The organism is Phaeobacter sp. SYSU ZJ3003, from assembly GCF_041300735.1.
GTDB lineage: Bacteria > Pseudomonadota > Alphaproteobacteria > Rhodobacterales > Rhodobacteraceae > Phycobacter > Phycobacter gallaeciensis_A.
This window is the reverse complement of record NZ_PXNU01000013.1, coordinates 19,863-34,582: the sequence shown is the minus strand read 5'-3', so window position 1 is coordinate 34,582 and position 14,720 is coordinate 19,863. Positions and strand designations below refer to the sequence as shown.

Here is a 14,720-nt window from a genome sequence, read left to right as displayed (position 1 = left end):
GCGCCTGAGCGCCTCTGCGCTCCGCCTGGGGGTGGGCCGGGCGCCGTGCAGGGGCACGGCGCGGGCGGTCTGCCGTTCTTGAGGGAGATGCCAGATGGCTAAGGGTCAGCTGGTCCAGACCGGCTCGGAAGAGCCGCATTTGTCTGCGGGTAGGTCCCAGCGCATGCCGGTCTCTCCCAGCGCAAGCGGCGGTTTGAGGCGCAGACCCGGTCCCCATCCGGAATGTTCGCGGGAAGGTGCATAATCCTGCGCCTCGGCCTGGGTGATGGAGGGGCCACCCTGCGATGGGCGCAGGCTGGCAAGCAGCTCGGCGGTGCGGGCCAGGGACAGCCGTGCCTGCGGGGTCTTACCGGTCTCGGTGGCCCGGCTGAGGGCGGAAATCACCGCCGCAGCCAGAAGATAGCCGGTGGCGTGATCCAGTGCTTGCACCGGCAGCGGGGTCGGTTTCTCTGCGCCTGCCCAGATCCGGCCTGCATCGGCGATGCCCGCGCTCATCTGTACCAGACTGTCAAAGCCGCGGCGGCGCACCCAGGGGCCGGTCCAGCCATAGGCGTTGAGCGTTGCCTCAATCCGGTTTGGGGCGATCCGGTCGCGGGTTGCCTGATCATAGCCAAGACCTGCAAGGGCGCCGGGGCGGTAGCCGTGCACCAGCACATCGGATTTGGCCAACAGCGTCTCGAAACGGCGCCGGTCCGGGTCCTTGCGCAGATCGAGCATGGCCATGCGCTTGCCCAGCGAAATATCCGGTATCACCCCCGGCTCATCCCAGCCGGGCGGGTCGATCCGCAGCACCTCGGCGCCAAATCCAGCCAGCGTCCGGGTGGCAATCGGCCCGGCCAGGACCCGGGTCAGATCCAGCACCTTCAGTCCGGCCAGCGGCCGTGCCTCGCTGGCTTCAGGACGCGCACGCGGAGAGACGTCGCGGGGGGCGGTCCATTGTACCAACGGTTCCGAGCCGACTGCCTGCCCCTGCGGGTGCGACAGCCACAGCTCGCGGCTGCGCATGGTGGCCGACACGCCTCCAGCAGCGACGATCTCGCGCTCCAGCAGGTCGCCGTCCCATTTGCTGACGGCCGTGCGCACCGCCTCGGGCGTGCCTTCGCAGCCGAGCACCTGAAGCGCGGCGGCGCGGTGATGGGGCAGGTTGGTGTGCAGGCGGATCCAGCCATCGGCGCAGGGATAGTCCCCGGCAATCGGATCCCAAAGCGATGGCATCTCCCAGCCTGCGGGGCGAAAACTATAGCCGAACCACAGCGCCGCCAAACGCTGATCCACGGTGACTTCGGGCGCGCGGGGCGCAAGACCTGCCACCTTCATGTAGCGGGCCAGTTCCACGCCGACGGCAGCAACAGAGGCAGTGGCCAGCCCAGTCACCGCAAAGGCACTGGGCCTGTGCCCGCTGCCGGTGATGGCATAGCTTGCGGGATCGGGAAGGGCGGCAAGCAGGGTCATTGTTGATAGGGGTCCAGACTGTCGCGCAAGCCGTCACCAAGGAAGTTGAAGGCCAGCACTACCACCACGATGGGTAGCATGGGAATGGCGGTCCACCAGTAGATCTCGATATTGGCGAGGTTCTGCGCATCATTGAGCATCACGCCCCAGCTGACCGCGGGCGCGCGCAGGCCCAGGCCCAGAAAGGAAAGCGCGGTTTCGCCCAGGATCATCGCCGGGATCGACAGGGTTGCCGAGGCGATGAGGTGGCTCATGAAATTCGGCAAGAGATGCTTGCGGATCACCCGGCCCGATGTGGCGCCCATCATTTCGGCGGCGCGCACGTATTCCTCTTCGCGCAAGGACAGGAACTTGGCCCGCACCGAGCGCGCAAGGCCGGGCCAGTCCAATATGCCAAGGATCACCGAGATGATGAAGAAGACCGCCACCGGAGACCAGTTCGAGGGCACGGCTGCTGAGAGCGCAAGCCACAGAGGCAGCTCCGGCAGGCTGCGCAGGATCTCGATCACCCGGTTGATCACCCAGTCGATCCGGCCACCGAAATAGCCCGCAATAGAGCCGAAAAAGATGCCTAGAACGAAGGAGACCGTGATCCCGATCAGACCGACGGTCAGCGACAGCTGCGCGCCATAAAGGATGCGGCTGAAGACATCGCGGCCCAGCCGGTCCGAACCCCAAAGGAACAGCGGCACATCGGCGCCGGGCGCGCAGACCAGATGGGTGTCGGCCGGGATCAGCCCGGCGATATCGTAGGAGCTGCCTTCGCAGAAAAATTTCAGCCGCAGCGGGTTGTCCAGATCCGGTTTGAACTCCCACTGGAAGGTTTCCAGGTTCGCCTCCGAGGTCATCGGGTAGATGAAGGGGCCGAGGAACTCGCCCTCGTGGAAGAGATTGATCTCCTGCGGCGGCGCATAGAGATGCTCGCTGTGACGTTCGTTCGGGCCATAGGGCGCGACAAAGCCGACAAAGGGCAGCATCAGATAGCAGAACAGCAGGAAGGCGCCGGAGATCAGGCCCAACCGGTGCGTCTTGAACTTGCGCCAGATCAGCACCCAGTTCGGAGCATCCAGATCCTTGCGCTCCAGCTCGCGCAGGGACTGTTCGGCGTCATAGGGGGCATCGTCGACATAACGACCGTCGGGCAGCTTGCTCATGCGTCACGCCCCTCATAGCGGATGCGCGGATCCAGAAGGACCAGCAGCACGTCCGAAATCATCGTGCCGATCAGGGTCAGAAGGGCGACGAACATCAGGATGAAGGCCGACAGGAACATGTCTTGCGATTTCAGCGCTTGCAGCAGATCCGGCCCGATGGTTTGCAGCCCCAGCACCACCGAGACCAGAACCGATCCCGACACCATCGAGGGCAGCAGGTTGCCGATGTCAGCGACAAAGGGATTGAAGGCCACCCGCAGCGGGTACTTCGCCAGCATCCGCGAAGGCGACATGCCCTTGGCAATCGCGGTTTCCACATAGGGTTTGCCCAGCTCGTCCAGCATATTGGCGCGCAACCGCTGCATCATCGCCGAGGCGCCCGAGGTGCCGATGACGAAAGTCGGGACGATCAGGTGGATGAGGATCGATTTCACCTTGTCCCAGCTCATCGGCTCACCCTCGTAGATGGGGTCCATCAGCCCGCCGATGGGCAGGTCGAACCAGCGATGGCCGTAGTAGAACAGGATCAGCGCCAGGAGGAAGTTCGGCGTCGCCAGACCGAGGTAACCGACAAAGGCCGAAGTGTAATCCACCCAGGTGCGCGAGCGCGCCGCCGCCAGAACTCCCAGCGGCAGGGCCACCATATAAACAAAAAGAACCGCTGCGAGATTGACGAGAACCGTCAGCCACAGGCTGTCACCGACGATTTCGGCCACCGGGCGGTCGAATTCGAAGGACCAGCCGAAATTGCCCTGAATGAGGCCTGAGAAGCCGTGCGGGCCTGGCATGAAGCCCGCCCAGATGAAATACTGCTGCCACATGGGCTTGTCGAGGGCGTATTCCGTGCGCAGGAACTCTGCCTTGGCCACGCCTGCGGTCTGACCGCTGGCACGCAGCTCGGCGATCTGGTTGGACAGGTAATCGCCGGGTGGCAGGTTGATGATCACGAAGATCAGCACCGACACCACCCAAAGCGTCAGCAGCATGGTGCCGAAGCGGTATATGGCGTAGCGCAGGATTTCCATCAGCCCTGACCATCCTCGAAGAAGAACTCATCCATGCGGTGGACTCCAAAATGAGCGCCGGGGTCCCAGGCCCAGATGCCGCGTTCTGGCACGTTGCGCAGGCGGTTTGATACCACCACGGGCTGCGGCGCCTCGGCCACAAGGCCAATGCCGTAGACCTGCTCGGAATGGATTTTCAGCATTTCTTTCCAGGCGGCGATCCGTTCCGCTTCAGTGGTGGCGATCCGCCAGTCATGTGCCAGCTCCATCAGGCGCTGGGCGGGTTCCATATCGGGCGCTTCGCCGACCTCTCCGCCGGTCTGGTAATATTGCCCCCATTTCGGCCAGGCCAGAAAGACCTGATCGGTTGGCGCCAGATAGGCGGGCGAGGTATAGGGCTGCGGCAGGCCGTTGTCCCAGCCGTACCAGACCGAGGCCGCAGTGGTGCCTGAGAACACCCGGTTGCGCAGGATGTCGCGATCGAGCGGACGCATCACCAGCTTGACCCCCACGTCGCGCCAATCATCGGTGATGATCTGCAGGGCGTTTTCGACTTCCTGCCGCTCTCCGGCGGTTTCCACGATCAGCTCCATCGGACGCCCGTCGGGCAGTTGGCGGATGCCATAGCCATCCTTTTCGGTCAGCCCGGCCTCATCCAGCAGCTGATTGGCCAGATCGGGATCGAACTGCGCCCAGGCTTCGCGCAGGGCGGGATCGAAGAAGGGGCTTTTTTCCAGCACGGTCATGGCGCCGGGCTTGGCCAGTTTGAAATAGAGCGATTTGTTGATGGCGGCGCGGTTGATGGCGACCGACAGGGCGCGGCGCACCCGGACATCGCGCAGCAGTTTGCGCCAGATCGGATCGTTTACGTTGAGGTTCGGATAGATCGCGATCTGCGAGGCGGTGCCAGTGCCCCAGAGGAAGGTCCTGTAGTTGCCGCCGTCGGCTTCGCCCTTGCGCAGGATCGGAATGTCGCGAAAACCCAGACCACGCGCCTGAAGGTCTGCCTCTCCGGCGTTGGCTTTGGCAGCCACCAGCCCGCCCGAGACGATCTCCATCTCCACCGTGTCGATATAGGGAAGCTGTACGCCCTTGGCGTCGATCCGGTGGTAATAGGGGTTGCGCACGAACAAGTGGCGGATCTTCTTGCCCGCCGTCGCGTTCATCCACGGCTGCAGGGTGGGCAGCTCGTGATTGTCGAACTTGTACATGTTGTCGTATTTGTTGTGCAGCGCCGCCCAGCTTTTGACGCGGGCGTAATCCACTTCCTCGGCCAGTTTGGCCGGGTCGGCGTAATCGGCGTGGAACTGCTTCAGATAGGCCGAGGGCCGGTAGATGAAGGGCGGGCGCGCCTGCGCCAGATGGTGCAAAAAGCTGGGGTTCGGGTTCTGCCACTCAAAGACGACGGTGGTCTCATCTGGGAATGTGACCTCGGGCAGCTCTCCCTCGGCGCGCAGAAATTCCGGCGGCCCGGCCGGGCTCAGTAGCGGATTGTTGGCAATGTCCTTCCACCAGTATTCGAAATCCGCCGAGGTGAAGGGAGACCCGTCCGACCAGCGGTGCCCGGGGCGCAGATGCAAGGTAAAGCGCTTGTTGTCCTCTTCCTCATAGCCCAGCAGGATATCCGATTGCAGTTTGTAATCCGCGTCATAGCCGACCAGCCGCGCGTAGCCATAGACCACCATCTGGCGGATGTCTTTTGACCGGGTCACCATGGTGTTAAGCGCACCGCCCTGCACGCCAAAGGCGCGGCCCTTTGCCTCCAGATTGACCACAAGCGGCGTATCCGGCAGGCGCTCTGCCGCCTTGGGCAGGTTGCCAGAGGCGACCTCCTGATCCCAGAAGGCGCTTTCCTGCGGGGTGGGCAGCGTGCCTGCCAGCGCGGCGAGCGGTGCCAGAAGTGCGGCCAGCGCGATGGCCAGCACGGGTTTCAGGGCGGTTCGTTTTGTCGCGGGTTTCGGGGCGTTAAACATGGCAACGTACCTTATGTCCGGGTTCCAGGATGACCAGAGGCGGGGCCTCGGCTCCTGTGAATCTGAAATGTTCGGGCCAGCTGTCCGGCGCGCCGGCGCCTTGCGAAACCAGATCCAGATTGATCGGGCGCCCGATATCGGGTTCCGGCTGCGCTGCGATCAGCGCCTTGGTGTAGGGGTGCTGCGGGTTGTGGAACAGCGTCTGCGGTGGAGCCTGCTCGACGATCAGCCCGCGCCGCATCACCGCGACCTCATCGGCGATCCGCGCCACCACCGCCAGATCGTGGCTGATAAAGAGATAGGACAGCCCCTGCTGTTCCTGAATGTTTTCCAAGAGCCGTAGGATCTGTTCCTGCACCGACACATCCAGAGCCGAGGTCGGCTCGTCGCAGACGATCAGCGAGGGGTCGAGCATCAGCGCACGGGCAATCGACAGGCGCTGGCGCTGGCCGCCGGAAAAGGCATGCGGATAGCGTTGCAGCATCTCGGGGCCAAGGCCGACGGTCTTCAGCATCTTTGCTGCCTTGTCGCGGCGGTCGGCGGAGGTGCCGATACCGTGGATCTCCAGCGGCTCGGTCATGGTGTCCGCGATGCGCATGCGCGGGCTGAGCGAGGAATAGGGATCCTGAAACACCATCTGCGCCTCGCGCTGAAACGCGGTGCGGGCGGCGCGGTCCATCTGGTGAACCTTGACGATCTCGCCATCCGGATCGGGGCGGAACAGAACCTCGCCGCCGGGATCCGGCGGTTCGGCGCCAAGCGCGATGCGGGCGGCGGTGGTCTTGCCAGAGCCGCTTTCGCCGACGATGGCCAGCGTCTTGCCGCGTGGCAGTTTCAGATCGACGCCGCGACAGGCGTGTATAAGAGTGGGGGCAGCCCAGCCCTTTCCGGCGCGCAGGGTGTAGGTCTTGGACACCGATTTCAGCTCAAGGATCAGATCTTCCTTGGGCTCTGGCGGCACAGCCTGCGTGGCGGCGGGGATCTTGGGCGCGGCGTTGATCAGCGCCCGGGTGTAGGCATGCGCGGGTGCCGAAAGGATCGGTGCAGCAGGACCAGCTTCCATCACCCGGCCCTTGTGCATGACCACGACCTCTTCGGCCATATTGGCAACGACGCCCAGATCGTGGGTCACAAGGATCATCGCCATGCCGGTGTCGCGCTGCAATTCCTTCATCAGGCCCAGAACCTGTGCCTGCGTTGTCACGTCCAGCGCCGTGGTCGGCTCATCCGCGATCAGAAGATCGGGTTTTGCCACCATCGCCATGGCGATCATCGCCCGCTGGCGCATGCCCCCGGACAATTCAAAGGGGTACGAGTCATAGGTGCGTTGCGGCTCGGGAAAACCGACCCGTTCGAAACACTCCAGAACTTCCTTGCGGGCGGCGGCTTCGCTTTTGCCTTCGTGCAGCCATAAAACTTCGGAGACCTGGTTGCCGATCCGGTGCAACGGCGACAAAGAGCGCATCGGCTCCTGAAAGATCATCGCGATCCGGTTGCCGCGCACATCCCGCATGCGCCGTTCGCCAAGGCGGCTCAGCTCCAGCGGCGCGTCGCCGCCGTGGAGGGTGATGCGGCCAGAACGGATCTGGGCGGCACGTGGCAGAATGCGCAGCACGGCGCGGCAGGTGATCGTCTTGCCGGAACCACTTTCCCCGACCAGCGCCAGGGTGCCGCCGGGGGCAACGTCAAAACTAACATCGCGCACGACAGCTTCATCCCGGCCAAAGCCGATGCTGAGGCCCTCGACTGACAACAGCGGCGCCATTCAGTTCAACCCGTCTGAGGTCCGGTGATGTCTCTTCATGATCTTCCCGTTTCCCTGTTTTTTCCCCCACCATCGCGCGGCCTACGGGCACTAGTCAAACCCCATTCGCAGATAGCAGCCCCAGATGCGGGAAATATGACGCGCCGGTGGGGTCTTTACGCAATTGTGAAGGCGCTCGGGCCGTTTTCGCTATTCGCTACACATTTGCGTAAAAGTCTGACACATCTGCACGGGATTGGCCGCCGCGCGGCCATGGCGTGCAAGGAGACCGTAACATGATCACCCGTCTGGACCTTTTTATCGATCGCATGGTGTCCCAGCGTGCCTGTCTGGATTACGCCATTGCCGAAACCGCTGGTATGAGCGGCCCGGTCTTTGAGCTGGGGCTTGGGAACGGGCGCACCTACCACCACATGAAGCACAATATCACCGGCCGGGATATCTATGTCTTCGAACGCGCTGTTGCCTCGCATCCTGACAGCACCCCGCCCGAGGAACTGACGATCCTTGGCGATGTGCGTGAAACGCTACCGGCAGCCGTGGAACGGTTCGGTGCGACCGCCAGTCTGATCCACGCGGATCTGGGCGGTCACAACCGCGCCAAGAACGATGCCTTTGCCCGGCTGGTGTCGCCGCTCATCGAACCGCTGCTGGCGGTGGGCGGCATGATGGTGTCCTCGGACCGGATGTATTTTGACAGCTTGCGCGAAATGCCCCTGCCGCCGGACGCCGTCGAGGGGCGCTGCTTCATCTACCGCCGCGACGCCTGATCCGCGCGACGCTCCGTCATGCTGGCCTCACGTGCTGCCCTGCCCCTAGGCTGGCGGTAACAGAGGGAGGCTGCCATGATTTTCTACGATTGCTCCACCGCGCCGAACCCGCGTCGGGCGCGGATGTTTCTTGCGGAGAAGGGGCTGAGCCCCGAAACCCATGACATCTCCATCGCCAAGGGAGAGCAGCTGGACGCGGCCTTTCTTTCGGTGAACCCACGCGCGACGATCCCGGTACTGGTCACCGATACGGGCACTGTCCTGACCGAGAACCTTGGCATCGCCGCCTATCTGGAGGCGGCGCATCCGGAACCGCCGTTGATGGGACGCACCGCCGATGAAAAAGGGCTGGTGCTGATGTGGAATGCCATCGTGGAACAGCAGGGCGGCGCCCCCGTGGCCGAGGCGCTGCGCAACACCCACCCGGCGTTTGAAAACCGCGCTATTCCGGGCCCTGATCACTATGCCCAGATCCCTGAGCTGGCCGAACGCGGACAGGCGCGGACTGCGCGGTTCTTTGATCTCTTGGAAGAGCGTCTGCAGGACAGCCCCTTCCTTGCCACTGATCATTTCACGCTGGCGGATATTTCGGCCTTCGTCTTTGTCGACTTTGCTCGCGTGATCAAGATGCGCGTGCCCGAAGCCAACACGGCCACGCTGGCCTGGCAAGAGGCCATTCGGGAGCGTCCAAGTTCGCAGTTGTAGGCCGGGAGGGCAGAGGAGGAGGTCTCGCGCAGCGATGGCACGTCCTGACAGCCCGAGTTCGGAGCCAATATCAGGATTTAATCAGGCGCTACTTGGGCTCAATTCGGGCTTGAAAGGCGTCAAATTCCGTTTCGGCTACGCGATAACTCTGCTTGGTCATTTTCGGTGCTGCAAGCGCCTCATAAAATCGTTGTGCGCCACCGTTGGTGCCGTCTGTGGCCCAGTCAAAACGTGTGCAGCCCTCGCGACGTGCCACATCGATGAGGGCGGATAACAATGCTTTTCCGACACCTTTCTGTCGTGCGGTCGGAGAAACAAACAGCTCTTTCATGACCAATGATATGCCCGGGCCGGCCGGGAAGCTTAGTCCCCATGTGGCGAACCCGACGGGCTGGGTGCCATCAAAGGCCAGATGGCACGCCATGTGCCTTTCGGCGCGGAGCAGTGAAAGCACCCGCTCCTCCTGATCATGGGTGGCCGGGGCAATCTGGTAATACGCGAGGCAGGCCCGGTGAAGAGTGCGGAATGCCTCTGCATCTTCTGCCCTGAACGCTCGGACTGTCACGCTCATTGGTTTTTCTCCAAGGCAATCGGGCGGGTATTCTCGTTTCCCTTGCGGTGGCAGATGGCATGACCGCGGATGTTCTCGCGGCATCTCACTGTGCAGGCATTGCTCATTTCATGTCACCTTCGAAACCGTCCCAGGGTGAAGGCTCGCATACATAATGTGGGTGCTCAATGACCGTTTGTTCGCGGGCGGTGCGGGCCCGCGCGATGGACTGACACGATTTCGAGAGTCCAGGTGCCCTGGCCTTAAACTGAGACAAATGTCGCAACACCGTCAAATGCGGTGGACAAGGCGCGGTGGGCGCCGCAGGATGTTTGGTGCCCTGATTGGCGCACGTCACGAGGTGTTCTGTCCATGCCCCCCAAACCGATCCTGCACCGGGATGATCCCACCGCCGAACCCCTGACCGGCAATGTCAAGGTTACCCGGGCCGACTGGCTGAATGTGGCGATGGATGTGCTGATCAGCCACGGGGTTGAGCAGGTCAAGGTGCTGGCCCTGGCTGAGCGCATGGGCGTGTCGCGTTCCTCCTTCTACTGGTATTTCAAATCGCGGCAGGATCTTCTGGATGCGCTGTTGCAGACGTGGGAGCAGACCAATACCGCCGCGATGGTTGCCCAGACCGAAGCCCCTGCCGCCGCGATCACGGGCGCGGTGCTGAACGTCTTTCACTGCATTGCCAACCCGGATCTGTTCAATACCGCGCTCGATTTCGCGGTGCGGGACTGGGCGCGGCGCTCGGGCAAGGTGCGCAGCCTGCTGGACCGTTCCGATGCACGGCGGGTGAAAGCGCTTAGCGACATGTTCTCCCGCTATGGCTATCCGGAGCTGGAGGCAAAGACCCGGGCCAAGGTTCTTTACTACATGCAGCTTGGCTATGACATGGCGGAGCCGAACGAGAGCCATAAGGAACGGTTGCAGATGACGCCCCATTACCTGCGGGTCTTCACCGGCAAAGAACCCCTGCCGGAGGAGCTGGAAGAATTCGCCATCTACACGGAAAGATACTGGGACGTCTGAGACGACCGGGTCTGGCGACCATCGCCTAGGCGGGGCTGGGCACCGGCGGCTGACAAATCTCCCAAAACCGGAAAAGAGAGGTCAGTAGCGTCTTCAGCTCGGCCGCACCCTGGGGTTTGATGAAATATCCGCTGACATTGTGCTTATAAGCTTCGGCAATGTCCGCGTGATTGTCTGATGTGGTGAACATGAAGACGATCTGATCTGCCGTGTCCGGGTTGGCGCGCAGGGCGCTCAGAAAATCATGGCCGTTCATGCGCGGCATGTTGATATCCAGCAGGATAAGGAACGGGCTTTCGATTGATATCCCCGGGGCTGTGCCCGCCAGGATATCCAGTGCTTCGACGCCGTCACGCGCCCGCACGACGGTTGCCGGAAGATCAAGCCGTTTCAGAGTACGTTCCAGGATCATCGCATCCAGGTCGCTGTCTTCGACCAGAAGGATGTTCATTTCAGTTGGCATACAGGCAGGCCCTTTCCGAACCGTCTGGTGTGCGTGTCCCGGCACTGCTTGGCCGGTTTCCCAAGGCGCGTTGCATCCTTATCGGAACGAAGTCACCCATCGTTCGAAAATTATGCATTTCTGTGGCTACTTTTACAATTGCCAATCCGGCACTGGCCGCAATCGGTCGCACTGTGCAGCCCGATGGGAGAGGCGTTTTCAATCCGGGGCAGTGGAAAGCTGTGCTGGATAAGCAAGAGTTTTGGATCAAAAAAGGGCGCGCTGCGCAGAGGCACGCGCGCCCTTGATCGGGAGAGACGGCGCTCAGAGCTGGCCGAGCTGTTGGTCGACCTCTTGGCGCACCTTGGCGGCGGCCTCCATGCGGACTGGGCCATAGCCCCGGATCTCCATCGGTGCTGCCAGGATGTCGGCGCAGGTGTCGTGCCGGTCCGCGCCATAGGCACGTGCGACCTTGGTCATCGCCGCCTCGTACCAGTCCAGAAGGTCGCGGTGCAGGCGGGCCTCGGCGTGATAGCCAAAGGGGTTGAACGCGCTGCCACGCAGGCCCTTGGCCTTGGCCATCACCGACAGAGCCGGGCGTAGCCAGGCGCCAAAGGCGCTTTTCTTCGGGCGGCCCCGGCTGTCCTTGCCGCGCGCCAGCAGAGGCGGCGCGAGATGGTATTTGACTGAATAGTTGCCATCGAATTCCTCCGCGATCTGCTCCTTGAAGCTGTCTGCGGTCAGCAGACGCGCGACCTCATATTCGTCCTTGTAGGCCATCAGTTTGAACAGGGATTTCGCGGCCTTCTCGATCAGTTCGTCCTGCGCTTCGGTGGGCAGGGCGCTGCGCAACGACACCAGCGTTTCGCGATACCGCTCTGCGTAGGCCGCGTCCTGATATTCGGTCAGGAAGGCGGCGCGGCGATCGATCATCTGCTGCAGCGTTTCCCCTTGGTCCGGGGTTTCGTCGTAGAGCTGGCTGACGAGACCGGGATCAACCGCCATGGCGCGGCCAATGGCAAAGGCGAGGTGGTTCTTATCGATGGCCACACCGTTGAGTTCGATGGCTTGTGACAGGGCCGACCCGCTGACCGGCACCAGCCCCTTCTGCCAGGCAAAGCCGAGCATCATCACATTGGCCAGAACCGCATCGCCAAGCAGCGCCTCGGCCGCCTCGTTGGCGTTGAAGCCCGACAGGTTCTGGGCGCCAACCACCGCTTCGATCTCCTTTTCGCGCAGGCCTGTCATCAGGTCGGCATCGCGGCGCAGCACCAGATCGCCCGTGGGCATCTCGGCGCGGTTCAGCACCACCTTGGTGCCCGCGCGATAATGGGCCGAGGCCTTGGGGGCGGAGGACACCACCACATCGCAGCCAATGACCGCATCGGCAGCGGCCTGATCGATACGCACCTGGTTCAGCGTTTCGGGCGCGTTTGACAGGCGGATATAGCTGAGAACGGTGCCGAATTTCTGCGCAAAGCCGGTGAAGTCCAGCACGCTCGATCCCTTGCCCTCAAGGTGCGCGGCCATGGTGATCAGCGCGCCGACGGTGACAACGCCTGTGCCGCCCACCCCGGTGACGAGCAGATCGAACGGCTCGGCGAGGGAGGGAAGGTCCGGGGCGGGCAGGCGGGCCACCAGCTGGTCTGCATCCAGACCGGCGGGCTGCTTCTTGCGCCGCTCGCCACCTTCAACGGTGACAAAGCTGGGGCAAAAGCCGTTGAGGCAAGAGAAATCCTTGTTGCAGGAGGAGAGGTTGATCTTGCGCTTGCGTCCAAAGGGCGTCTCTTTCGGCTCCACGCTGAGACAGTTGGATTCCACCGAACAATCGCCGCAGCCTTCGCAGACCAGATCGTTGATGAAGGCGAATTTCTTGGGGTCTTCCATCTTGCCGCGCTTGCGGCGGCGGCGTTTCTCGGTGGCGCAGGTTTGTTCATAGATCAGCACGGTGACGCCGGGGATTTCACGCAGTTCACGCTGTACCGCGTCCATTTCTTCCCGGTCGTGGAACGATGTGCCTGCCGGAAAATCGGCGCGGCTGAACTTACCGATGTCGTCCGAGACCAGCGCGATGCGGTCCACCCCTTCGGCGCGGCAGGTCTGGGCGATGCCCGAAACGCTGACCGGCCCGTCCACCGGCTGACCACCGGTCATGGCGACCGCATCGTTATAGAGGATCTTGTAGGTGATATTGGTTTTCGCCGCGACCGCTTGCCTGATGGCAAGGCTGCCCGAGTGATACCAGGTGCCCTCGCCCAGGTTCTGGAACACGTGCTTGTTCCCGTTGAACTGCGAGGCAACGGCCCAGGGCACACCTTCACCGCCCATCTGGGCATAGCCTGCGGTTTCGCGGTCCATCCAGCTGGCCATCACATGGCAGCCGATGCCGGAGAATGCCTTGGAGCCCTCGGGCAGCTTGGTCGAGGTGTTGTGCGGGCAGCCCGAGCAGAAATAGGGCGTGCGGGTGGCGCCGGGCACGTTGATCAGCTTGGGCGGCTCAGCGGTCAGCGCGGCGGCCTTGGCGGGCAGACCTTCCTCAGGGAAGAACGCATCAAGCCGCGCGGCCACGATGGGTGCCAGTTGCAGCGGGCTGAGTTCCCCGGTCCATGGGATCAGCGGCTCGCCCTTGCTGTCGTATTTGCCGACCATTTTCTTGGGCTTGTCGCCGGGCCAGTCGTAGAAATATTCCTTGAACTGGCTTTCGATGATGCCGCGTTTTTCCTCGACGACCAGTACCTCTTCCTTGCCGTTCACAAAGCGCAGCGCCTCGGGGCGGGCCAGCGGCCAGACCATGCCGACCTTGTAGATGTCGATACCCAGCCGACGACAGGCGGCCTCATCCAGACCCAGAAGGCGCAGTGCCTCCACCAGGTCGAGATGCCCCTTGCCGGTGGTGACGAAACCGAACTTGGCATCCTCGACGTCATAGATGCGCCGGTCGATCGGGTTGGCCTCGGCAAAGGTGCGCACCGCCTTGATCTTGGCCTGTATGCGGGTCTCGATCTCGGGCGAGGGCAGATCGGCGCGGCGGATGTGCAGCCCGCCGGGGTAGGGCGGCAGCTCGGGCAGAACAAATTCACGGTCCGGCTGCAATTCCACGGACCGCGCGCTTTCGACGGTTTCCGACACGGCCTTGAAGCCGACCCAAGTGCCGGAATAGCGCGACAGGGCAAAGCCGTATTCGCCAAATGTCAGGAATTCGGAGACATCAGCCGGGTTCAGAACCGGCATGAACCAGGCCATGAAGGCGACGTCCGACTGGTGCGGCATCGAGGAGCTGACGCAGCCGTGGTCGTCGCCCGCAACCACCAGCACGCCGCCCTTTTCGGACGATCCATAGGCGTTGCCATGCTTCAGTGCATCGCCAGAACGGTCGACGCCCGGCCCCTTGCCGTACCACATGGAAAAGACGCCCTCGACCTCGCAATGGGGATCCAGAACCGCCTGCTGCGCGCCCAGAACGGCGGTGGCGCCCAGATCCTCGTTCACGGCGGGCATGAATTTGACCTTGGCCTCTTCCATCCGCTTGCGCGAGCGCCAGAACTCCAGGTCCACGGCCCCCAGCGGCGAGCCGCGATAGCCCGAGACGAAACCGGCGGTGTTCATCCCGGCGTTCTGATCGCGGCGGGACTGGTCCAGCATGATCCGCGCCAACGCCTGCGTGCCGGTGAGGAACACGCGGCCCTTGGTCATCTCGTAACGGTCATCGAGCTGGTAGCTGCGGAAGTCGTGGCTCAGCTTGGTCATCGGGGAGTCCTCGCGCGGGTAGTCTGTGATCGCGAAAGGATAATCCATTTAGGGCGGAAAATTTTGCCACATCTACTGGTGTTTTGGTGATTTGTGGATAAATTAACCGGTGTTGATCGC

The 14,720-nt window shown here is 62.8% G+C and carries 11 protein-coding genes; 3 read left to right on the top strand and 8 right to left on the bottom strand.

What is annotated here, in order from left to right:
• Window positions 1–105 precede the first annotated feature (105 nt).
• Genes C6W91_RS06045 through C6W91_RS06025 form a run of 5 tightly spaced genes read right to left on the bottom strand, consistent with a single transcriptional unit; the run spans window position 106 to window position 7,348 of the window.
• Complete coding sequence (locus C6W91_RS06045; protein WP_370570559.1) at window positions 106–1,452, bottom strand: CoA transferase; 1,347 nt, start codon at window positions 1,450–1,452, stop codon at window positions 106–108.
• A complete protein-coding gene (locus C6W91_RS06040; RefSeq protein WP_065272293.1) occupies window positions 1,449–2,606 on the bottom strand; it encodes an ABC transporter permease in 1,158 nt (385 codons plus the stop codon). The genes C6W91_RS06045 and C6W91_RS06040 overlap by 4 nt, the downstream gene beginning before the upstream one ends.
• Window positions 2,603–3,631: an ABC transporter permease gene (locus tag C6W91_RS06035; RefSeq protein WP_274831563.1), complete on the bottom strand. Its 1,029-nt coding sequence runs from the start codon at window positions 3,629–3,631 to the stop codon at window positions 2,603–2,605. The genes C6W91_RS06040 and C6W91_RS06035 overlap by 4 nt, the downstream gene beginning before the upstream one ends.
• Window positions 3,631–5,583 carry an ABC transporter substrate-binding protein gene (locus C6W91_RS06030; protein ID WP_370570558.1) on the bottom strand — a complete coding sequence of 651 codons (1,953 nt, stop codon included), beginning with the start codon at window positions 5,581–5,583 and terminating at the stop codon, window positions 3,631–3,633. The genes C6W91_RS06035 and C6W91_RS06030 overlap by 1 nt, the downstream gene beginning before the upstream one ends.
• Window positions 5,576–7,348 (bottom strand): ABC transporter ATP-binding protein, encoded by a 1,773-nt coding sequence (locus tag C6W91_RS06025; RefSeq protein ID WP_274829517.1) that lies wholly within the window; start codon window positions 7,346–7,348, stop codon window positions 5,576–5,578. Before C6W91_RS06025 ends, C6W91_RS06030 begins: the two co-directional genes overlap by 8 nt.
• A gap of 275 nt (window positions 7,349–7,623) precedes the next feature.
• On the opposite strand from C6W91_RS06025, the gene C6W91_RS06020 reads away from it, so the two are divergent.
• Both C6W91_RS06020 and C6W91_RS06015 read left to right on the top strand, forming a co-directional pair.
• Complete coding sequence (locus tag C6W91_RS06020; protein ID WP_274829518.1) at window positions 7,624–8,118, top strand: class I SAM-dependent methyltransferase; 495 nt, start codon at window positions 7,624–7,626, stop codon at window positions 8,116–8,118.
• Window positions 8,119–8,193: 75 nt separating this feature from the next.
• Window positions 8,194–8,823, top strand: a complete 630-nt coding sequence (locus C6W91_RS06015; RefSeq protein WP_370570557.1) for a glutathione S-transferase family protein — start codon at window positions 8,194–8,196, stop codon at window positions 8,821–8,823.
• A gap of 88 nt (window positions 8,824–8,911) precedes the next feature.
• On the opposite strand, the gene C6W91_RS06010 is transcribed toward C6W91_RS06015, so the two are convergent.
• Window positions 8,912–9,394 (bottom strand): N-acetyltransferase family protein, encoded by a 483-nt coding sequence (locus C6W91_RS06010; RefSeq protein WP_370570556.1) that lies wholly within the window; start codon window positions 9,392–9,394, stop codon window positions 8,912–8,914.
• 351 nt (window positions 9,395–9,745) lie between these two features.
• Here C6W91_RS06010 and C6W91_RS06005 point away from each other — a divergent pair, with 351 nt between their 5' ends.
• The gene (locus C6W91_RS06005; protein WP_274837981.1) at window positions 9,746–10,411 is read left to right on the top strand and encodes a TetR/AcrR family transcriptional regulator; all 666 of its coding nucleotides are present in this window, start codon (window positions 9,746–9,748) and stop codon (window positions 10,409–10,411) included.
• 25 nt (window positions 10,412–10,436) lie between these two features.
• Here the strand turns inward: C6W91_RS06005 and C6W91_RS06000 are convergent, their stop codons facing one another.
• Both C6W91_RS06000 and C6W91_RS05995 read right to left on the bottom strand, forming a co-directional pair.
• The gene (locus C6W91_RS06000) at window positions 10,437–10,874 is read right to left on the bottom strand and encodes a response regulator (RefSeq protein WP_065272300.1); all 438 of its coding nucleotides are present in this window, start codon (window positions 10,872–10,874) and stop codon (window positions 10,437–10,439) included.
• Between the two features lie 303 nt (window positions 10,875–11,177).
• Window positions 11,178–14,600: an indolepyruvate ferredoxin oxidoreductase family protein gene (locus tag C6W91_RS05995; protein ID WP_370570555.1), complete on the bottom strand. Its 3,423-nt coding sequence runs from the start codon at window positions 14,598–14,600 to the stop codon at window positions 11,178–11,180.
• Window positions 14,601–14,720: the final 120 nt, after the last annotated feature.